The organism is Paractinoplanes toevensis, from assembly GCF_018332695.1.
In the GTDB taxonomy this organism is placed as follows: domain Bacteria; phylum Actinomycetota; class Actinomycetes; order Mycobacteriales; family Micromonosporaceae; genus Actinoplanes; species Actinoplanes toevensis.
The window spans coordinates 24500-43990 of sequence record NZ_BOQN01000038.1; the positions used below are offsets into that span (position 1 = coordinate 24500).

General features: G+C 71.5%; 18 protein-coding genes. 14 read left to right on the forward strand and 4 right to left on the reverse strand.

Annotation, left to right across the window (positions count from 1 at the left end; genetic code table 11):
* Window positions 1–50 precede the first annotated feature (50 nt).
* The 12 genes from Ato02nite_RS12865 to Ato02nite_RS52490 all read left to right on the forward strand — a co-directional run bounded on the left by Ato02nite_RS12865 (window position 51) and on the right by Ato02nite_RS52490 (window position 12383).
* Window positions 51–1112 carry an NAD(P)/FAD-dependent oxidoreductase gene (locus Ato02nite_RS12865; protein ID WP_213006708.1) on the forward strand — a complete coding sequence of 354 codons (1062 nt, stop codon included), beginning with the start codon at window positions 51–53 and terminating at the stop codon, window positions 1110–1112.
* Between the two features lie 331 nt (window positions 1113–1443).
* The gene (locus tag Ato02nite_RS12870) at window positions 1444–1890 is read left to right on the forward strand and encodes a DUF6918 family protein (RefSeq protein WP_213006709.1); all 447 of its coding nucleotides are present in this window, start codon (window positions 1444–1446) and stop codon (window positions 1888–1890) included.
* A gap of 166 nt (window positions 1891–2056) precedes the next feature.
* A complete protein-coding gene (locus tag Ato02nite_RS12875) occupies window positions 2057–3103 on the forward strand; it encodes a LacI family DNA-binding transcriptional regulator (protein ID WP_213006710.1) in 1047 nt (348 codons plus the stop codon).
* An 88-nt stretch (window positions 3104–3191) separates the two neighbouring features.
* Window positions 3192–4400 (forward strand): ABC transporter substrate-binding protein, encoded by a 1209-nt coding sequence (locus Ato02nite_RS12880; protein WP_213006711.1) that lies wholly within the window; start codon window positions 3192–3194, stop codon window positions 4398–4400.
* On the forward strand, window positions 4397–5434 hold the full coding sequence (locus tag Ato02nite_RS12885; RefSeq protein ID WP_213006712.1) for an ABC transporter ATP-binding protein: 1038 nt from the start codon (window positions 4397–4399) through the stop codon (window positions 5432–5434). The genes Ato02nite_RS12880 and Ato02nite_RS12885 overlap by 4 nt, the downstream gene beginning before the upstream one ends.
* Complete coding sequence (locus Ato02nite_RS12890) at window positions 5431–6312, forward strand: ABC transporter permease (protein ID WP_213006713.1); 882 nt, start codon at window positions 5431–5433, stop codon at window positions 6310–6312. The genes Ato02nite_RS12885 and Ato02nite_RS12890 overlap by 4 nt, the downstream gene beginning before the upstream one ends.
* Entirely contained in the window at window positions 6309–7142 is an 834-nt protein-coding gene (locus tag Ato02nite_RS12895; protein ID WP_213006714.1) for an ABC transporter permease, read from the forward strand. The genes Ato02nite_RS12890 and Ato02nite_RS12895 overlap by 4 nt, the downstream gene beginning before the upstream one ends.
* On the forward strand, window positions 7139–8344 hold the full coding sequence (gene manD / locus Ato02nite_RS12900; protein ID WP_213006715.1) for a D-mannonate dehydratase ManD: 1206 nt from the start codon (window positions 7139–7141) through the stop codon (window positions 8342–8344). Before Ato02nite_RS12895 ends, manD begins: the two co-directional genes overlap by 4 nt.
* Window positions 8345–8440: 96 nt before the next feature.
* Window positions 8441–9613: a GAF domain-containing sensor histidine kinase gene (locus tag Ato02nite_RS12905; protein WP_213006716.1), complete on the forward strand. Its 1173-nt coding sequence runs from the start codon at window positions 8441–8443 to the stop codon at window positions 9611–9613.
* Between the two features lie 113 nt (window positions 9614–9726).
* Window positions 9727–10683: an ABC transporter substrate-binding protein gene (locus tag Ato02nite_RS12910; protein ID WP_213006717.1), complete on the forward strand. Its 957-nt coding sequence runs from the start codon at window positions 9727–9729 to the stop codon at window positions 10681–10683.
* Window positions 10684–10772: 89 nt separating this feature from the next.
* Window positions 10773–11498, forward strand: coding sequence for a cellulose binding domain-containing protein (locus Ato02nite_RS12915; protein ID WP_213006718.1), 726 nt, complete (start codon window positions 10773–10775; stop codon window positions 11496–11498).
* A gap of 756 nt (window positions 11499–12254) precedes the next feature.
* Window positions 12255–12383, forward strand: a complete 129-nt coding sequence (locus tag Ato02nite_RS52490) for a hypothetical protein (RefSeq protein ID WP_281419726.1) — start codon at window positions 12255–12257, stop codon at window positions 12381–12383.
* Between the two features lie 6 nt (window positions 12384–12389).
* On the opposite strand, the gene Ato02nite_RS12920 is transcribed toward Ato02nite_RS52490, so the two are convergent.
* Window positions 12390–13259 (reverse strand): AraC family transcriptional regulator, encoded by an 870-nt coding sequence (locus tag Ato02nite_RS12920; protein WP_213006719.1) that lies wholly within the window; start codon window positions 13257–13259, stop codon window positions 12390–12392.
* A 146-nt stretch (window positions 13260–13405) separates the two neighbouring features.
* Here Ato02nite_RS12920 and Ato02nite_RS12925 point away from each other — a divergent pair, with 146 nt between their 5' ends.
* The gene (locus Ato02nite_RS12925; RefSeq protein WP_213006720.1) at window positions 13406–13732 is read left to right on the forward strand and encodes a TraR/DksA family transcriptional regulator; all 327 of its coding nucleotides are present in this window, start codon (window positions 13406–13408) and stop codon (window positions 13730–13732) included.
* A 7-nt stretch (window positions 13733–13739) separates the two neighbouring features.
* Here Ato02nite_RS12925 and Ato02nite_RS52495 read toward each other — a convergent pair whose 3' ends face one another.
* Complete coding sequence (locus Ato02nite_RS52495; protein ID WP_281419727.1) at window positions 13740–15728, reverse strand: TPM domain-containing protein; 1989 nt, start codon at window positions 15726–15728, stop codon at window positions 13740–13742.
* A 29-nt stretch (window positions 15729–15757) separates the two neighbouring features.
* Window positions 15758–16693, reverse strand: coding sequence for a hypothetical protein (locus Ato02nite_RS12935; RefSeq protein ID WP_213006721.1), 936 nt, complete (start codon window positions 16691–16693; stop codon window positions 15758–15760).
* A gap of 47 nt (window positions 16694–16740) precedes the next feature.
* Here Ato02nite_RS12935 and Ato02nite_RS12940 point away from each other — a divergent pair, with 47 nt between their 5' ends.
* Complete coding sequence (locus tag Ato02nite_RS12940) at window positions 16741–18411, forward strand: long-chain-fatty-acid--CoA ligase (RefSeq protein ID WP_213006722.1); 1671 nt, start codon at window positions 16741–16743, stop codon at window positions 18409–18411.
* Between the two features lie 6 nt (window positions 18412–18417).
* On the opposite strand, the gene Ato02nite_RS12945 is transcribed toward Ato02nite_RS12940, so the two are convergent.
* Window positions 18418–19467 carry a hypothetical protein gene (locus Ato02nite_RS12945; protein WP_213006723.1) on the reverse strand — a complete coding sequence of 350 codons (1050 nt, stop codon included), beginning with the start codon at window positions 19465–19467 and terminating at the stop codon, window positions 18418–18420.
* Window positions 19468–19491: the final 24 nt, after the last annotated feature.

Consider the following 19491-nt stretch of genomic DNA (forward strand, 5'->3'; position numbering starts at 1 on the left):
GGCCCCGCCTGATGGCCGGTTGGCGATCGTGGCCCCGGCAGAATGTGACCATGGCGATCGAAGCGGATGTGGCGGTGGTCGGTGCGGGCATGGCGGGCGTGTCGGTCGCCTACGAACTGGCCGCCGAGCACGACGTGGTGCTGCTGGAACAGGAGAGTCAACCCGCGTACCACACGACCGGGCGGTCGGCCGCGATGTTCCTGGAAAGCTACGGCGGGCCGGAGGTGCGCGCGCTGACCGCGGCCAGCCGGGCCCGCTTCGACGAGGCGGGCGGCCTGCTCAGTCCGCGATCGCTGCTCTGGGTCGCGCCCGAGGACCAGATGGACGCGCTGTCGGCGCTGGGCGCGGCACAGCCGGAACTGGTGCCGCTGAGCCCGGCCGAGGCCGTCGCGCGCTGCTCGGCGCTGCGCACCGACTGGCTGGCCGGCGCGCTGCTGGAGAAGAACGCCTCGGAGATCGACGTGCTCGGCCTGCACCAGTTCTACCTGGGCGGCGCCCGGCGGCGCGGGACCACCGTGCTGGTCGACGCGACGCTGCGGGGCGGCCGGCACACCGGCGGGAGGTGGCTGCTCGACACGGCGGCCGGGCCGGTCACCGCGACGGCCGTGGTGAACGCGGCGGGCGCCTGGGCCGACCGGGTCGCGGCCGCGCTGGGCGTGCCCGGACTGGGGATGCGTCCGCTGCGCCGCACGGCCGCGGTGGCCCGGGCGACCGGGGTGGATCGCGCCTGGCCGCTGGTCGCCGACGTGGGGGAGACGTTCTACTTCCGGCCGGAGGGCCTCGGCGTGCTGGTGTCGCCGGCCGACGAGACGCCGAGCGAGCCGTGCGACGCGCGTCCCGACGACCTGGACGTGGCCCTGGCCGTCGAGCGGGTCAACGAGGCGACCACGCTCGGCCTGCGCTCGGTGGTCACGGCCTGGGCGGGGCTGCGCACCTTCGCCCCCGACCGCAAGCCGGTCACCGGCCCCGACCCGGCCGCGCCGGGCCTGTTCTGGCTGGGCGGCCAGGGCGGCTACGGCATCCAGATCGCCCCGGCCCTGGCCCGCCTGGCCGCCGATTCCGTCACCGGCGGCGCCGTCCCGGCCGCCCTCGCGGTCGCCCGCTTCCGCTGACCGCGCCCTCGCCGGGTGCGGCCCTGGTGGGCGCGGCCCTGGTCGCCGGGGTCGCGGCCGGTGGCGCGCTGCTTGCGGGTGTGCGCTGGGCAGTCGCGCTGTTACCGCTGGTACTTCTGGGTTCGGCTGTTCTGGCGGGACTGCCACGCGGCCGTTGGCCGAATGCGGATGACCGGCCCTAGCGGGCCGCGACACGGGCCACCCGAAGCAGACGGACGGTCAGCGAGGACCGGCACCCCAGATGAAGATCAACACGGTAAACCGGACTACTCTCCCAGCCGAGCGAAAACCTGGCGGCGGGTTAATCGGCACTAAAGGAGCCTAAATCTCTATGTACTCCAATCTTTCCGACATTCTGCAGGTAGACGGCGCCCTCAAGGCGATCACGGCCGACGCCCAGGCCCTGGTCGAGCAGGAACTGGCCAACAAGTCCGGCGTCTCCGCGGGTGCGGTCAAGCTGGCCTACAAGGCAGTCACCTCGTTCGCGCCCGGCTACTACGCGCAGACCGTCGAGCTCATGGTGCCGAACATGCTGCACCAGCTGCAGCCGTTCTGGACCGACTTCCAGGCGGCCGGCGGCGGCACCTTCGGCGACTACCTGGTCAAGCGCCAGGACGAGGTCGGCCCGGCCCTGCTCCGGGTCACCGACGACATGGCCAAGGACTCCGACAAGCCGGTGATCGTCCGGGCCTACAAGACCGTGCGCGGCAGTGCCGAGAAGCACATCGAGGCGGCCATCCCGGCCGTCGGCGCGCTGGTGGAGAAGTACGCCGCCTGATCGTCCCGAAATGTGGGCCACGCCGCGAGGCGTGGCCCATCTTTTTTGATCAAAAACGGAGATCGCCAACGTTTTCATGCATTCTGAAAACGATCATCGTCTATGCCTTGACATCAGTCCGAAATGGATTTCAAACTAGCCGTTAACCCGACTCGGGAGGTCGGCAATGGCGGTGACGATCAAGGATGTGGCCCGCGCGGCCGGCGTCTCGGCGTCCACCGTCACCCGCGCGCTCACCATGCCGGCCCTGGTCCACCCGGAGACGCGCGACCGGGTCCGGCGCACCGCCGCGAGCCTCGGCTACCACCCCAACCGCGCCGCCCGCGGCCTGATCACCGGCCGCACCGGCAACCTCGGCCTGCTCGTGCCCGACCTGGGCAACCCGTTCTTCCCCAGCGTCGTCAAGGGTGTGCAGGCCCGCGCGCACGAGGCCGACTACGCGGTCTTCCTGGCCGACACCGACGAGGACTCGGCCGCCGAGATCGGCCTGGTGCGCAAGCTGTCCCAGCAGGTCGACGGCCTGCTGCTGTGCTCGCCCCGGATGACCGACGACGAGCTGCGCACGCTGGTCGGCGACACCCCGCTGGTGCTGGTCAACCGCCGGCTGGCCCGGGTGCCGTCGGTCATCCCCGAGTTCCTCGACGGCATGCGCCAGGCGGTCAGCCATCTCACCGCGCTGGGCCACCGCCGGATCGGTTACGTGGCCGGCCCGCGCAGCTCCTGGGCCAACCGCGAGCGGGCCCGCTCGGCGCGCACCGTCAGCGCCGCAGCCGGTGCCGAGCTGGTCGAGATCGGCAGCGTGGCGCCGCAGTTCGAGGGCGGCGTGGCCGCGGCCGACCAGGTGCTGGCGGCCGGGGTGACCGCCGTCATCGCCTACAACGACCTGGTGGCGCTCGGGCTGCTCAACCGCTTCACGGCCCGCGGCGTATCGGTCCCCGGCGACCTGAGCGTCCTCGGCTTCGACGACATCCCGCTGGCCGCCATGGTCCATCCCGCCCTGACCACCGTCGCCCTACCGAAGGAGCAATCCGGCCGCGCCGCGGTCGACCTGCTCCTGCAACTCCTGGCCGACCCGGATCGCTCCCCGGCAGCCCGCCGCGAGCTACCCACCCAGCTGATGGTCCGCGCGTCCACCGGCCCAGCCCCCGTCCACCCGGCCCCCAAACCCGCACCCGCCGAATCCGCGCCTTTGGGCTCGGCCGGCCCTCCTTGATCTGCTGCCGCATGCCTCCGGCTGTTGCTGGTTTCGCCCACCCCGCTGCTGCCGGCTGACCCCCGCTCCGCCGCCGAAAGGGTGTCAAATGTCCAGAAAAATCGTTTCAGGTGCTGCTCTTGCCCTCACTCTCCTGATCGCCGCCTGCGGTGCGCCCGACAAACCGGGCGGATCCAGCGGCAAGACCGACGGTCCGGTGCCGGACAAGCCGGGGAAGGCCGTCACGATCAACATCCTCGACGTCGCCGGGGACCTTCAGCTGACTCAGGGCATGATCGACGAGTTCGTGTCCAAGAACGGTGACCAGATCGCCAAGGTCACCTACTCCAAGGCCACCGCGCCCGAGCTGGTCGGCAAGGTCAAGGCCCAGCAGAACGCCGGTCGCGTCGACATCGACCTGGTGCTGACCGGTGTGGACGGCCTCGCCGCCGGCATCGACCAGAGCCTGTGGACGCCGCTGCTGCCGACCTACGCGAGCCGCCTGCCGGGCATGAACGACTACCTGCCGGGGGCGGCCGCCATGCAGAAGCTGGCCGGTGACTTCGGTGTCACGGTCACCTACTACCCGTCCGGGCCGCTGATCGAGTACCTGCCGGCCAAGGTGGCCAGTCCGCCGAAGTCCGCCGCCGACCTGCTGGCGTTCGCCAAGGCCAACCCGGGTGCGGTCCAGTACGCGCGACCGTCCAACTCCGGCCCCGGCCGTACGTTTCTGATGGGTCTGCCCTATCTGCTGGGTGACTCCGATCCGAAGGACCCGGTCAACGGCTGGGCGAAGACCTGGGCCTACCTGGCCGAGCTGAACAAGTACGTGACGCTCTACCCGTCCACCACCAGCGAGACGATGAAGAACCTGGCCAACGGGTCGGCAAAGATCATCGCCAGTACGACGGGCTGGGACATCAACCCGCGGGTGCTCGGCACCGTGCCCAAGGAGGCCGCGGTCGGCACGCTGCAGGGCTTCCACTGGGTCACCGACGCGCACTACGCGGTCGTGCCGAAGGGTGTCGACGTCGAGAAGCAGGCCGCGATCCTCAACCTGCTCAAGGACATGCTCACCCCGGCGCAGCAGGCCAAGGCGTACGACAAGGGCTACTTCTACCCGGGCCCGGCGATCAAGGACGTGCCGCTGTCGATGGCCCCGCAGGAGAGCCAGCAGGCCCTCGGCGAGTACGGCCGCCCGGAGTACGAGCAGCTCATCGCGAGCAATCCGCTCGAGGTGCCGCTGGACGCCAAGGCGCTGGTCGCGGCGTTCGACAAGTGGGACCGGGAGATCGGCGGCGCGAAGGTGAAGAAGTGACCTGGCTCCGGATCAAAAGCGTCACCCGGCGCTTCGGCGGCAAGGAAGCGCTGAGCGGCCTGACCCTCGATATCGAGCAGGGCGAGTTCATCGCCCTGCTCGGCCCCTCCGGCTGCGGCAAGTCGACCGCACTCAATTGCCTGGCCGGCCTGCTCCCGCTGTCCGAGGGCAGCATCTGGCAGGACGACCAGCGCCTCGACACGCTGCCGCCGGAGCGCCGGGGCTTCGGCATGGTGTTCCAGAGCTACGCGCTCTTCCCGCACCTGTCGGTGCGCCGGAACATCGCGTTCGGCTTGCAGATGCGGCGGCTGCCCCGGGCCGAGGTGCGCCGCCGCACCGACGAGGCGATCAAGCTGGTCCGGTTGGAGGAGCACGCCACCAAGTTGCCCGGTCAGCTCTCCGGCGGGCAGCAGCAGCGGGTCGCCATCGCCCGCGCGGTGGTGCTCGAACCGTCGCTGGTGCTGATGGACGAGCCGCTGTCCAATCTGGATGCCAAGCTGCGCCTGGAGATGCGCACCGAGATCCGCCGCCTGCACCAGAGCCTGGGCCTCACCACCGTCTACGTCACCCACGACCAGGAGGAGGCGCTGTCCATGGCCGACCGCCTGGTGGTGCTGCGCGACGGCCGGGTCCAGCAGATCGGCACCCCGGAGGAGCTGCACACCCGGCCCGCCAACCGGCACGTGGCCGACTTCATGGGCTACCGCAACCTGCTGCCCATGAAGGTCACCGCGGTGACCCCGGCGGTGGTCACGGTGGAGGGAGCCGGTCTGGCTCTGCAGGGTACGGCGGTGGGCACGCTCGCCGCCGGCGACGAGGTGGTCGCCGCCGTCCGCCCCGAGGATCTGCAGGTAGGGGAGGGCGGGGTGCCGGTCACCGTCGAGGTGGTCGAGTACCAGGGACGGGAACTGGCCGTGGAAGCCCGCACGTCGCAGGGCACGATGCTGCACCTGCGGGCGGCGGAACGGCCGGCCCCCGGGGACCGGATCTCGGTGGTCGCCGACCCGGCCCGGGTTCTGGTGTTCCCGGCATGACGGAGAAGACCGCGCTGCGGCACCGGCTCGCCGAACGCGGCGTCGACCGGCAACTGCTGCTCCTGCTGCCGGCGCTCCTCGCCGTGCTGATCCTGTTCGTCTACCCGTTCGCGTACGGCATGGGGTTGTCCTTCCAACCCGATGAGGGTGGCGTGCTGGGGGCGTACAAAAACTTCTTCGAAGATGCCTATCAGCGCGACACCATCTGGACCACCCTCCAGCTGGCGTTGCCCGCCGCCTTCCTGAACGTCGCCGCCTCCGTGCCCATCGCCTACCGGATGCGTGGCCGTTTCCGCGGGAAACGGCTGCTCACCACGGTGCTGGTGGTGCCGATCACGCTCGGCACGGTGCTCACCGCCGAAGGGCTGCTCAACTTCCTCGGGCCGACCGGCTGGTTCAACCGGGCCCTGCTCAACGCCGGGCTGGTCGACGCGCCGCTGCGGCTCACCAACAACTACTGGGGGGTGTTCCTCTCCCTGGTCATCACCGGGTTCCCGTTCGCGTTCCTGCTGATCCTGTCGTATCTCTCCGGCATCGACCCGACCCTGGAACGGGCCGCCGCGACGCTCGGGGCGGGCTGGTGGCCGCGCTTCCACCGGATCACGCTGCCGCTGCTCGCGCCGGGGCTGGCCACCACGTTCTGCCTGACGTTCGTGCTGGCGTTCAGTGTCTTCCCGTCGGCGATCCTGGTCGGCGACCCGGCCGGGTCCACCCGGGTCATCTCCATCGCCGCCTACCACGCGGCCTACGAGGCCTACGACTACTCGCTGGCCAGCGCGATCGCCGTGGTCATGGGCGTGGTCGAGCTGGCGGTCGTCGCGGCCGTGCTGGGCGTGCGGTCGCTGTTCTACACCGGCTCGACGGGAGGTAAGGGATGAGGCGTCGTCTGGTCGCTAGCCCGGGAGCCTGGGTGGTCTGGGGAGCGGTGACCTTCTTCTTCGTCATGCTGGCCGGGGTCATCTTCTCGGTGCTGGTCAGCTCGTTCGGGCGGCGCTGGTTCGACACGTGGCTGCCGGAGAGCTGGACCGGCCAGTGGTACGGCCAGGCCTGGCGGGAATTCACGCTGCCCGCGGTTCTCGTCGTCACGATCGAGGTGTCGATGCTGGTCGTGCTGATTTCGGTGCTCGTAGGCGTACCCGCTTCTTATGTTTTGGCGCGCAAGAAATTCCCCGGCCGGCGCCTTCTCTATCTGCTGTTTCTTCTGCCCATCCTGATGCCACCGATCACCTACGGCATCCCGCTCGCCACCGTGCTCTACAAGTACGGCTTCGCCGGCAACATGTCCGGTGTCGTGCTCGCCAACCTGGTGCCGTCGATCCCGTTCGTGATCCTCACCATGACCCCGTTCATCGAGCAGGTCGACCCGGCGATCGAACGCGCCGCGCGGATGTGCGGCGCCCGCACCTGGCAGGTCTTCGCGCGGATCCTGGCGCCGCTCCTGGTGCCCGGCATCCTGGCCGCGTCGATCCTGGTCCTGGTGCGCACGGTCGGCATGTTCGAGCTGACCTTCCTGACCGCCGGGCCGGACTCGCAGACCCTGGTGGTGGCGCTCTACTACACGATGTCGGCGGCCGGGATCCGGGCGCAGCAGTCGGTCGACGCGATGGCCGTGATCTACACGTCGATGATGCTGGTGCTGCTGGTGGTGGCGCTGCGTTTCGTCAACCCGACCCAGCTGGTGGCCCGGGTCAAGGAGGACGTGGATTGAAGATCGTCGAGGCCCGGGTGATCGTCACCTGTCCCGGCCGCAACTTCGTCACCCTGAAGATCGTGACCGATTCCGGCCTGACCGGCGTGGGGGATGCGACGCTCAACGGGCGGGAGCTCGCGGTCGCCGCCTACCTGACCGAACACGTCGTTCCGGCGCTGATCGGGCGGGATCCGGCGCGGATCGAGGACACCTGGCAATACCTCTATCGCGGAGCTTACTGGCGGCGCGGGCCGGTCACGATGACCGCCATCGCGGCGGTGGACACCGCGCTGTGGGACATCAAGGGCAAGGTGGCCGGGCTTCCCGTTTACCAACTGCTGGGCGGTCGGTCGCGGTCCGGCGTTCGGGTGTACGGGCATGCCAGCGGATCATCGATTCCTGATGTGCTGGCTTCGGTCGCCGGGTTCATCTCACTGGGCTACCAGGCCGTACGTGTGCAGGCTGTTGTTCCTGGAATTCCGGACATCTACGGAGTTTCCGCCGGGCCGGTCTATGAGCCGGCGACCGCCGGGGTCGCCTCCGTCGCCTCGTGGGCCACGCCTGACTACCTCGCGCACATCCCCGCGGTCTTCGAGGCGGTGCGGTCGGAATTCGGGCCCACGCTGCAACTCCTGCACGACGTGCACCACCGGCTCACCCCCATCGAGGCCGCCCGACTAGGGAAGTCGCTGGAGCCGTTCGCGCTGACCTGGATGGAAGATCCGGTCCCGGCCGAACTGCAGGACGGCTTCCGGCTGATCCGGCAGCACACCACCACACCCCTGGCCGTCGGGGAGGTCTTCAACACCATCTGGGACTGCTCTCAGCTGATCCAGGAGCGATTGATCGACTACATCCGGGCGACCGTCGTGCACGCCGGCGGGATCACCCACCTGCGGCGGATCTTCGACCTGGCCGCGCTCTACCAGGTGCGGTCCGGGTCGCACGGGGCCACCGACCTGTCGCCGATCTGCATGTCCGCCGCCCTGCACCTCGACCTGGCCATCCCCAACTTCGGGTTGCAGGAGTACATGCCGCACACCCCGGAGACCGACGCCGTCTTCCCGCACGGCTACCGCTTCGCCGACGGCTACCTGCACCCCGCCGAGGAACCCGGCCTCGGCGTCGACATCGACGAATCGCTGGCCGCTGCCTATCCGTACCGGCCGGCCGCCCTGCCGGTGAACCGTCTGACCGACGGAACCCTGCACGATTGGTGACCCGCTTGGCTCCCCGCTTGCTCCTCCGGAATCGTTCCACCGGCGGCGGTCCTGCCGATTCTCGCTGCATCGGAAGTCCGCGGGGGAGGAAACCAAATGGGTACGTCCGTCATGAGCAAGGCGCATTCGCAGAACGTCGCCGCCGCCCGGTACCGGGCCGCCGTCGCTGACGTGCCCGACGTGCTGGAGATGGTGGCGGACGTCTGCCGGGCCCCGATGGCCGCTCTCAAGGTCATCGGCGACACCGAGGCCCACGTGGCCGTCGGCCATGGCATGCCCTTCCTCGGCGATGTGCCCAAGGCAGCCTCGCTCTGCGACATGGTGTCGGAGGCCGACCACGCCGTCGCCGTCGACGACGCCGCGCACGATCCGCGGATGTCCCAGCACCCGCTGGTCGCGGGCTCCGCACACGTCCGGTTCCTGGCCGCCGCGCCGCTGCACCACGACGGGCACATCGTCGGCGCACTCTGCGTCTTCGACCCGGGCCCCCGCCAGATCGACGCCGAGACCACCACCCGGTTCCTCGAGCGCATCGCCAAGCGCATCGACTCCGAGACCGCGCTGCGGCACCTGCTCACCGAACAGCAGCCGCTGCCCCTGCCGATCGACCAGGACGAGGTCATCACCACGATCTCGCACGAGGTCCGCACCCCGCTCACCGTCATCCGCGGCCAGCTGGAGATGCTCACCGACCACCCGGACGCGATCAACCCAGAATTCACCCGGCACGCCGAGGCCGTCCGCCGCAACGCCGACCGGCTCTGCCGCACCGTCGACAACCTGCTGCGCGCCGCCGACCAGCAGCGCCACGCCCCCATCGGCGAACGGTCCGTGATGGACCTGCGTGACGCTATGCGTTCGGTGCTGGCCGAGCTCGGACCGGCCGGCGCTCGCGTGGTGCTGGACCTCCCCGGCCGGCCGGTGTGCGTGACCGCCGACCAGCGGCTGCTGGAGATCGCGCTGTCACACCTGGTCAACAACGCGTTGCACCACGGCGGGCCGGGCTCCCCGGTGGTCGTCTCGGTGCTGCCCGGCGAGCAGCCCACCATCGAGGTCCGTGACCAGGGTCCCGGCCTGGACGAGACCGAGCTGAGCCGGCTCGGCACCGCGTTCTACCGCTGCGCCGAGGCCCGCCGTCAGGAGAAAGCCGGCCTCGGGCTGGGCATCTCGATCAGCCGCCGGATCTGCGAGGCCCAGGGTGCCGCGCTGACCCTGCACAGTGCACGCGGCTCCGGCATGGTCGCCCGGGTCAGCTTCCCGGCGTCGTAACGTTGCGTAAACCCGCCACAACCTTTAGCCAATTTGGTAGTCGCGCAAACTAGGAAGATCGGCATAGGGTTCGCCGGGCGCAAGCTTCGCGCCGACGAAATCCAGGAGTGGACATGCGTCGTACCCTCGCCGTCTTCGCCGTTGTCGCGACGCTGCTGGCGTCGTCCGCGTGCACCTCCGACGTCGAGGCCGACGGCGCCGGCGCAGTCGGCACCAAGGTCGACGTCGGGGTCATCGCCATCATCGACGTGGCCCCGATCTACCTGGGCAAGGCCAAGGGGTTCTTCAGCAAGCGCGGCATCGACCTCGCCCTGACCGCCGAACAGGGCGGCGGCCCCATCGTCAAAGGGGTGCTCGCCGGGAAGTACCAGTTCGGCTTCAGCAACGTGACGTCGCTGATGGCGGCCCAGTCCGACGGCGCACCCCTCAAGGCGGTGGCCAGCGGGGTGGCCTCCACCGGCCGGGCCGGCCGGGACTTCTCGGCCGTCGTGGTGCGCGACGGCAGTCCGATCCGGACGGCGAAGGACCTGGTCGGCAAGAAGATCGGCGTCAACATCCTGAAGAACATCGGCGACACCACGGTCCGCCAGTCGGTGCGCAAGGCCGGTGGCGACGCCGGTTCGCTCACGTTCGAGGCGATCCCGTTCCCGCAGATGGCCGGGGCGCTGCGGGCCGACAAGATCGACGCGGCCTGGGTGGTCGAACCCCAGCTGTCCGAGATCCTCACCTCGGGCGGCAACGTGGTGGCGTCCAACTTCGTCGACACCGCGGCCGATCTGACCGTCGCGCTGTACTTCACCAGCCAGGCGACCATCGCGCAGAACCCCAAGCTGGTCGCCGACTTCACCGACGCGATCCGGGAGTCCCTCGACTACGCGGCCGCGCATCCCGAGGAGGTGCGCGATGTCGTGGGCACCTACACGCCCATCAACGACACCGTGCGGATCAGCATGATCCTGCCCAGCTGGCCGGAGAGCATCAACCGGGCATCCCTGGAGAAGGTCGCTCAACTGGGGCGCAAGGACGGGATCTTCAAGAAGACTCCCTCGCTGGACCAGCTGCTGCCCTGATTCGCGTCCCCTGAGATGGCACTTCCTTCATCGGCAGACTTCGATATGGTGCCGGTGTCCGGTCGTCCCGGCCGTCGGTGGAGGTAGCGATGCTGGTCAGGATTGGTGTTGTGCTCGGTGGCGTGGCCCTGTCGCTGGCGGGTCTGGTGGGCAGCGCTGTGGCGTCGCCCTCGACGGCGGCGGCCGACCCGACTCCCGGGCCGACGCTCACGTGCCCGCCGGCGTTGCCGGTCGGCGGATCGGTCACCGCCGTTACCGCGCGGAGCCTTTCCGTCAGCTACTCGATGTTGCTGACCCCGCCCTGCGGCTACAACCCGCCGGTCACCGTGACTCTCTTCGCCACTTCGGAGGATGCCCGGCAGTGGCTGAACCCGGTGGCCGAGGCGGTGTCCGGGCCGGAGCGCAACGGGACGGTGACCATCGCGGGCCTGACGCCCGACACCGCCTACTGGTTCCGGTTCAGCGCCGACGGACGCCGGGACCCGTACGTGATCGGAACCGGGCGAACCGCGGCGCTGGCGGCGTGCACCGCCACCGTGACGATCGACAGCGCGTGGGGCGGCGGCTTCGTCGCCACCGTTGCCGTGCGCAACGTGGGTGCCGAGACGCTCGGCTCGTGGTACGTCTCGTGGCGGTGGGCCGGCGGCGAGCAGATCGTGTCGGTGTGGAACGGGGTGGCCCAGGACGGCAACACCGACGTAACGATCCACAATGCCTCGTACAACGGGACGCTGCCGCCCGGCGGCTCGACAACCTTCGGCATGCTCGTCGCGGCCGGCTCACCGGCCACGATCACCCCTACCTGTGCCCGCTGACCGCCGGCTCTTGAGGTCGGGTTCGCGAGAATCAAACCCACTTTCCGGTACGGGAGACTCGTCACCAACCGCACCATCACCCGACCGCCGCCACCCCGCAAGCAGCGTGCCACACCAGCACGTGCCGCGACTCTCGCGCAACGACACACGCACGCAGCCCGCGCGCGGCAACGCCTCGCGCTGCTCACCCAGATGCGCCGCTATGCTCGGAGGGCGTTTTATACGTATGCGCCCCGGTCGCGACGGGGTGATGCCACGTCTTGACGCCCGGCATCGCAGATCTTGTGGAGTTGCCGTTCTGTCCTCGCGGAAAGTCCACAAGATCGTGTCTGATCGAGCTGTCGACATCGGACATAGCCGGTATGTCATCCTCTTCTGACCGCTAGGGAGCTTCCGGGACGAAGGTCGCGGCGCCGGCGCCCGGGACCCGCACGACGCGTGCGGGCATGCCGGGGCCCGCCGGGTCGGGGCCACAGCACCACGCCGTCCGGCAGGGGGTCGCCGAAAGCGACGCGGAGCCGGAAGACGCGCGGGCCTAGGCTCCGCCACGCGTGCGACGCTCCGCCTTCCGGCCACCGCGCGGGCCTAGGCTCCCGCCGCGCGTGCGGTGCTTCCGCCTTCCGACCACGGCAGCCCGATATGCCGTCTATATCCGGCATCGACTGTATGGCCCGCGGCGAACTTGTCGAGTTCGCACCCCGCTGAGTGCTGCACTTTTCAAGATCTGGCGGCGCGCTGCGGACCGACGTCACCACTGTGCCCCTCGTCGATCCGCCCACCCGCGGCATCTACTCGATCACGCCCCGCCGAGCGCCGCACCCCGCCGCGGCGCCGCTGATCGGCGAGCTCCTGGCCGCTTTCGAGCCGGTTTCCCGTACGGAATGAGGCCGGTCAGGCCGGTTCGACCGGCAACCACAGCTCGCACGTCGCGGTGCTGAAATCCTCGGCGCGGTCGAGCACCGCCACGATCTCCGGGCCGGGGCGTAGCCGCCAGGGGTTGGCCGGGAACCACTCGGTCGCGGTCGCGGCCCAGGTGCTCTGCAACACCTGCGGGAAGGGGCCGGTGCTGCGGAAGACCGCCCACCGGCCCGGAGGTACCTCGATGACGTCGAGGTCGTCCGGCACGGGCGTGTTGCCGGTGACGGCGACCCCGTGCAGGTAGGTCAGCTCGCTGCCCTCCGTGCGGTCCGGATCGAGATCGTCGGAGACGGCGAGCAGGCCGGCCGGCTCGGTGTCGCTCAGCGCCTTCAGCCGGGCCGGCTCCTCCTTCGGCAGGGCGGTGATGTGCCGCTGGATGTGCGGGTTGACGCCGTGGTGGATCAGTGGCACGCGGGCGGCGTGCCCGACGAGCCGGAACGCGGGCCGGTCGGCGATGCGGGTGTCCATGGGGGTGCTCCCTTCGACGGTCAGGCGGAACCTGAGCTGCGGTTGTGTGCGAAGGGGGCCGCCGTCCCGGCGCACGTCACCCGGGCCGGCGCCGTGCACCGCCCGGAACGCGCGGCCGAACGCCTCGGTCGAGCCGTACCCGAACCGGACCGCGATGCCCAGCAGGTCGTCCGTGCCCCGCACGACGTCGGCGGCGGCAACGGTCATCCGGCGTCGGCGGACGTACTCCGACAACGGCATGCCGGCCAGCGACGAGAACATCCGGCGCAGGTGGTACTCGGTGGTGCCGAGCGTCCGGGCCAGGCCACTGACGTCCAGTTCCGCGGTGAGATGCTCCTCGACGGTGCTGACGAGCTGGTTCAGTGCCGAGATCACGGTGCCTCCCTTCGACGTCAAGCCTGGGCGCCGGCACCCGGGCCGCGCCCGACCGTCCCGGTCCGATCCGATCATCCGCGTCCCGGCCGGTCGGCTCCGGCCCCACGACGATGTCCGCGGCCGGTGGAGGTCGTTAAGCTGCGAGGATGGTCCGGGATGAGCTGTTGCGGCTGAGGGCGAGCGCGGTGGCCGAGGAGGCGACGCTGGCCCGGGACCTGGAGGCGCTGTTCGCCGCGTCGAGGGATTCGAACGCCGACGACGAGCACGACCCGGAGGGCGCCACCGTAGGCTTCGAGCGCGCCCAGCTGACCGCACTGCTGGCCGCCGCCCGCGAGCGGATCACCGAGGTCGACGACGCACTGAGCCGCGTGGACCGGGGAACCTACGGCATCTGCGAACGATGCGGAAAGCCGATCGCCCAGGAGCGACTCGGCGCGCGGCCGTTCGCCCGCCACTGCATAGCCTGCGCGTGAATCACCGCTAGAAGCGGCCGCCTCCGCCGCGGCGACCGCCGCCACCGCCGCCACCGGTTCGGCGGCCTCGGGAGCCGCTGCCGCCGAAGCCGCCGCCGCCCCAGTTAGCGCCCCCGCCGCCGAAGCCGCCGCGCGAGCGGGAGCCGCCGGCCAGGATGCCGCCCAGCACCGCGCCGGCGAAGGAGCCCGCGTCGAAGCCGCCGCCCCCACCCCAGCCCTGCACGTCGGTGCGGGCGACCTGGCCGGCGTGGGCGGCCAGCTGCTGCGCCTGCTGGGCCTCGGTCAGCGCGGCGCCCGGGTCGGACGCGGCCAGGCTCTCCGCCAGGGCCAGGTGCCGCTGGGCCTCGGAGAGCGACGCCCGCGCACCCGTGTCGACCGCGCCCCGGCGGGTGGTGATGAAGTCGTCGGCCGCGGCCACCTCGCCCCGGGCCACCGGCAGTGCCTGGGCGAGCAGACTCCGCGCCCGGGAGTCCCGCTCGGCGGTGTCGCGTGCCTCGGCCAGGGCGTCGTCGAGGGCAGCGTCAGCGGCCTGCAGCCGGGCGGCCGCGGCGACCGGATCGGGCTGCGCGGCGGCCAGGCCCGCCCGTACCTCGGCCACGGCCTGCTCACCGGCGGACACCGCGCCGCCCAACCCGGCCGGGACCGCGCCACCCCCGCCCAGCACGGCCCGTGCCGCAGCGATCTCGGCCGTCACCTCGGCAATGAGCGCATCGACGGCGGCCCGCGCGGCCGGCAGGTCGACCGCCGCCCGGTTGACCGCCGCGATCAGCTGATCGGCCTGATCCACCGCCTGCTCGGCCGCCCGGACCGCGAGCGCGGCCTCGGCGCGGTCGCCACCCGGGACTGTGGCGCTGTCCCCGCCCGAGACCTGGGCGTCGGCGTCGCCCAGGTCGGTGCGGGCCTGGGTGAGGGCGGACGCGGCGAACGTCAGCCGTTCGCGGGCCTGGTCGACGTTGGCGGCGATGCCGGTGACCGAACTGCCCGCGTACCGCGAAAGGAGGTCCTGGACCGTGGCGGCGGCCGCGGGCAGCGCGGCCTCGAGTGCCGTGCGTCGCCGGTCGAGTTCGTCGGCCACCTCGGCGGCGCGGCCCTCGAGGTCGCGCAGCCGGTCGAAGGACTCGGACTCCGCGTCCAACCGGGCGTCGGCGGCCTGGCAGCGTTCGATGATCTGAGCGAGCGTGCGCCGCCGGGTGGCCTCGTCGGGAGCCGGCATCTCGTCGAGCGTCATCCGCAGGCGGAACGCCTCGGCGACATCCTGACGGGAAGCGGCAAGTGCCGCGCGGAAGGGCTCGGCCGCGGCCGCACCGTACTGACCGGCGGCCAGTTCCAGCTCGCGCTCGCTGGCCCGCAGGTCGTCGTCGAGCTCGATCAGCAGCGCGTTGGCCCGGTCGGTCAGCTCCGCCAGGCTCGGCCCGGCCGGCGGCGCGGGCACCGGGGCGGACCGGGCCTTGCTGCGGCGCCGCAGGAAGACCCAGGCCAGGGCCACGACGATGACCAGCACGATGATCACGATCACCCAGGTGAGGCTGCTCCCGGCGCCGGCCGCCTTGCCGTAACCCTGAGCCGCGGCGATCACCGCGCCGGACCAGTCGTTCTTCGCGAGGGCCGGCTCGATGTCGTCAGCGGCGACGTCGGCGAGCTCGCTGTCGGTCAACCGCGAGTCGTCCGGGAACGAGTAGGCGTAGGCCCGGTCCCCGGTGGCAACGGCCAGCAGAGCGTCGCGGTCGCCGAGGTCGCTGAGCCGGGCCGTCTCGTCGGTCCACTGCTGCGCGGGCGTGCCGTCGAACGAGTCGACCAGCACCACGAACAGCTGGATGCCGGTGTCCTCCTGCAGCTCGCCGAGGGCGTCGTCGACCGCGGCGCGGTCATCGAGCACCCCGGCCTGATCGGTGACCTGACCGGCGAGGCGCTCGGGCGCCTGCGCCCACGCCACGCCGGGCGCCAGCAGCGCGGCGACCAGGGCGAGCAGGGCGGCCAGGCGAGGGATCCGAGTCACCTGCTCAACCTAAAGGTCGCCGGGGCGGGTCAGGGGTGCAGGAGGGTTGTTCGTTCCTGGTTCAGCAGGGCCAGTTGGGTGCGGGTCTCGGTGATTCGCGCGGCCAGGGCGCTGCGGATGCGGCCTACCTGCTGGGACGCCTCGCCCAGCTGGCCCAGGCCGTCCTTGATCTGGCCGCGCACCGACAGGTCGGTGAAGATGTTGTCCAGCCAGACGTCCGCGAAGCGGGTGAAACCGCCCAGCGTCAGCCGGCCGGCCAGGGACGGCAGGGCCAGGTCTACGTCGCGCAGTTCGGCTCGGAGCACCGCCAGGCGGCGGTCGGCCTCGGCGGCCCGGGCCGCCGCGTCGTCCAGGCGGCTGTGTTTGACCAAGCTGCTCAGGCCGCCGCCACCGAGGAACGTGTCGGCGGTGGACCAGTTGTCGGCCGAATCGAGCATCTCGTTGGCGTCGGCCAGTGCCCGCGCCGCGGCCCGGGCGGCGGCCTCCGCCTCGGTCAGTTCCTTGAGTTCGGCGGTCAGGCGGCCGCGCTGCTCGGCCAGTTCGGCCAGCCGCCCGCCGGGGCCGGTGCCGTCGGTCAGCAGCTGCCGTTCCTTCTCGGCCAGCAGCATCGCGTACGTTGCGGGCGCGGTCGACGTCGCCACCAGCCGCTCCTCGACGTGGGCGAGCTGGGCGCGCAGCGCGTCGAGCCGGTCCTGGGCCTGGGCCACCCGGTAGCGCGCCGCCTCCGCCTCGGCCCGCTCCCGGTCGAGGGCCTGCTCGCGGGAACCGCGGACGGTGGCCAGCAGCCTGGCCAGCGAGAAGTTCTCCAAGCGGTCGACGTCCCGCTGCTCGATCGCGTGCCGCCGGCGCAGCCCCTCGATGGTCTGGGTGAGCCCGGTGATCGCGGCACTGATCCCGGCCTGGCGGGACCCGAGCAGCTCACGTTCGCGGAGGTCGGCGGCAAGGCGGGTCAGGTCGTCGTCCATGCTCTCGAGGAAAGCTGATGCGCGCAACTGCGACACGGGGAGGCCTCATGGCGGACGACCGGCCCTGGCTGGCGGTCTATCCGGAGGGTGTCCCGGCGGACATCGCCGAGCCGGAGCGGGCGCTCACCGCGAACCTGGACGCCGCGGTCGCTCGGTTCCCGGACCGGGTGGCGCTCGATTTTCTCGGTGCTGTCACGACGTACGCTCAGCTCGGTGACCAGGTCGCGCGGGCCGCGGAGGCCCTGCGCGGCCTCGGGGTCCGGCCCGGCGACCGGGTGGCGCTGATCCTGCCGAACTGCCCGCAGCACGTGGTCGCCTTCTACGCCGTCCTGCGTCTCGGCGCGGTCGTCGTCGAGCACAATCCGCTCTACACCGCGGACGAGCTGGCCCATCAGCTCGCCGATCACGGCGCGACCGTGGCGATCTGCTGGGAGAAGGTGGCCGCGACGGTGGCCTCGGTCGCGCGGGTGACCATCGTCGGCGTCGACCTGACCGCCGCGTTGCCGCTGGTCAAGCGGCTCGCGCTGAGGTTGCCGCTGCCGCCGGCCCGCCGGGCGCGGACCGAGATGCGGGGGCCGCTGCCGGCGGGTGCGCTGCGCTGGGAGGCGCTGGTCGCCGCGGCGTCGCCGATCGCCGCGACCGTTCCGGGGCCGGGCGTCGACGACACCGCGCTGTTGCAGTACACGGGCGGCACCAGCGGCACGCCGAAGGGCGCCATCCTCACCCACAAGAACCTGGCGGCCAACGCCGAACAGAGCCGGGTCTGGGTGCCCGGGTTGCGCGACGGGGGCGAGACCTTCTACGCGGTGCTTCCGCTGTTTCATGCGTACGGGCTGACGCTGTGCCTGACCACGGCGGTGCAGATCGCCGCGACGATCGTCCTGTTGCCGCGCTTCGACGTGGGCATGGTGCTCGACGCGGCGAAACGGCGCCCGCCCACGTTCTTCCCGGGCGTGCCGCCGATGTACGACCGGCTGGCCACCGCGGCTCGCGAGCGTGGCACCGACCTGAGCTCGGTGCGGTACTCGATCAGCGGCGCGATGCCGCTGCCGCCGAAAACCGCCGAGGTCTGGGAGCAGCTGACCGGGGGCCTGCTCATCGAGGGGTACGGGATGACCGAGACCTCGCCGATCACGGTGGGCAACCCGATGTCGGAGCGGCGCCGGACCGGCTCGATCGGCGTACCGTACCCGTCCACCCGGGTCCGCCTCGCCGACCGGGACGACCCGGCCCGGGACGTGCCGGCCGGGGAGCCGGGCGAGCTGCTGGTGCAGGGCCCCCAGGTGTTCTCCGGTTACTGGAACCTGCCGGACGAGACGGCGGCGGTGCTGCTGCCGGGCGGCTGGATGCGGACCGGCGACATCGCCGTGATGAGCGACGATGGCTTCCTGTCGATCGTGGACCGGGTCAAGGAACTGATCATCACGGGCGGGTTCAACGTCTACCCGTCGGAGGTCGAGGACGTGCTCCGGAAGCATCCGGACGTGGCCGATGTGGCGGTGGTCGGCCTGCCGTCGGAGCGTACGGGGGAAGAGGTTGTCGCCGTTGTCGTTCCGGCCGAGGGAGCGGCGGTGGACGCGGAGGCGCTGCTGCGATGGGCGCGGGAGCGGTTGTCCGGCTACAAGGCGCCGCGCCGGATCGAGATTACCGAGGAGCTGCCGCGCAGCCAGATCGGCAAGGTGCTGCGCCGCGAGGTGCGCGACCGCCTGCTCGCCTGACGGGGGTCAGGAGGTGCGGCGCTGCCACCAGTGGCGCTTCGGCGGCTTCGGTGGCTCGGGCTCTTCCTCGTCGGAGGAGCGGTTCAGGACGGCGACCGCCAGGGTGTGGTCGCCGGGGGTGCAGCCCGGGGTGATCAGCATCAGCCGGGCCAGGGACTCCTCGATGGTGACCACCCGCATCGCGGCCATCGCGGCGTCCAGGCGGGCTCGCACCAGGTCGTGCACCGCGCGGCGGCGGGCCGGGTCCCGGTAGGCGTCGGTGACCAGGGCGAACAGGGCCGCGTCGGAGACCCAGTCCTCGGGGCCGAAGGCCAGGTCGGTCAGGGCCTCACGGCCCTCGTCGCCGTGCCGGAGCAGGGCCAGGCACGCCCACGGCTGGAGCAACCGGTACCAGTAGGTGGGGGTGGTCCTGGCCAGGTGCTGCCAGCGTGGGGTGTCCGGCGGGCCGGGCAGGTGGGCCAGCAGGCCGAGCAGGTCGTCGAGCGGCAGCTTGCCCAGCGGCTCGGCCTGCAGGTAGCCCGACAGCGGTGACGGCCACGGTTCGCCGGCCACCTCCTGCAGCACCCGGACCGCCTCGGCCGAGGGTGCCGCGACCGCGGGCACCGGGTTGACGCCGTCATAGCGCCACACCTTGTAGCGGCCGGGGCGGACCGGGACGCGGATGTCCGGCGACGGGAAGCCCTCGATGGCGATGTCGACCGGACCGGTCACCCGGCGGCAGGCGGTGGTCGCGCTGGGTGGCTCGGCCGCCGAGACGGCCAGGCCGGTGAGTGCCAGTTCCTCACCCTCGGCCCGGCGTCGGCCGACCTCGTTGGCCACGTTGCACAGCGCCTCGGTGGGCATCGGCACCCAGTTCAGCCACGGCCGCTGCGCGCAGGCCAGGGCGAACAGGGTCTCGCTCGTCGCGCACGGGTGCGGGTCGTCCAGCACGGCGACCAGGGCCGCGACGTCGCCGGTTTCGCGGAACCACACCGCGTGCCGCGCGGCCTCGCGGTGCGGGAAGCTCGGGTCGTCGGCCAGACCCCGCAGGTCGGCATCCGCGTCTCCGGAAAACATGGCGGCGAGCCTACAACGGGGTAG

Bases quoted from the DNA above. Each gene is read 5' to 3' on its own strand.
- Ato02nite_RS12875 (WP_213006710.1), top strand. From the start codon at position 2,057: ATGGCGGTGACGATCAAGGATGTGGCCCGCGCGGCCGGCGTCTCGGCG.
- Ato02nite_RS12865 (WP_213006708.1), top strand. From the start codon at position 51: ATGGCGATCGAAGCGGATGTGGCGGTGGTCGGTGCGGGCATGGCGGGC.
- Ato02nite_RS12895 (WP_213006714.1), top strand. From the start codon at position 6,309: ATGAGGCGTCGTCTGGTCGCTAGCCCGGGAGCCTGGGTGGTCTGGGGA.
- Ato02nite_RS12905 (WP_213006716.1), top strand. From the start codon at position 8,441: ATGGGTACGTCCGTCATGAGCAAGGCGCATTCGCAGAACGTCGCCGCC.
- Ato02nite_RS12935 (WP_213006721.1), bottom strand. From the start codon at position 16,693: ATGGACGACGACCTGACCCGCCTTGCCGCCGACCTCCGCGAACGTGAG.
- Ato02nite_RS12910 (WP_213006717.1), top strand. From the start codon at position 9,727: ATGCGTCGTACCCTCGCCGTCTTCGCCGTTGTCGCGACGCTGCTGGCG.
- Ato02nite_RS12945 (WP_213006723.1), bottom strand. From the start codon at position 19,467: ATGTTTTCCGGAGACGCGGATGCCGACCTGCGGGGTCTGGCCGACGAC.
- Ato02nite_RS12915 (WP_213006718.1), top strand. From the start codon at position 10,773: ATGCTGGTCAGGATTGGTGTTGTGCTCGGTGGCGTGGCCCTGTCGCTG.
- Ato02nite_RS12940 (WP_213006722.1), top strand. From the start codon at position 16,741: ATGGCGGACGACCGGCCCTGGCTGGCGGTCTATCCGGAGGGTGTCCCG.
- Ato02nite_RS12890 (WP_213006713.1), top strand. From the start codon at position 5,431: ATGACGGAGAAGACCGCGCTGCGGCACCGGCTCGCCGAACGCGGCGTC.
- Ato02nite_RS12925 (WP_213006720.1), top strand. From the start codon at position 13,406: ATGGTCCGGGATGAGCTGTTGCGGCTGAGGGCGAGCGCGGTGGCCGAG.
- Ato02nite_RS12880 (WP_213006711.1), top strand. From the start codon at position 3,192: ATGTCCAGAAAAATCGTTTCAGGTGCTGCTCTTGCCCTCACTCTCCTG.
- Ato02nite_RS12870 (WP_213006709.1), top strand. From the start codon at position 1,444: ATGTACTCCAATCTTTCCGACATTCTGCAGGTAGACGGCGCCCTCAAG.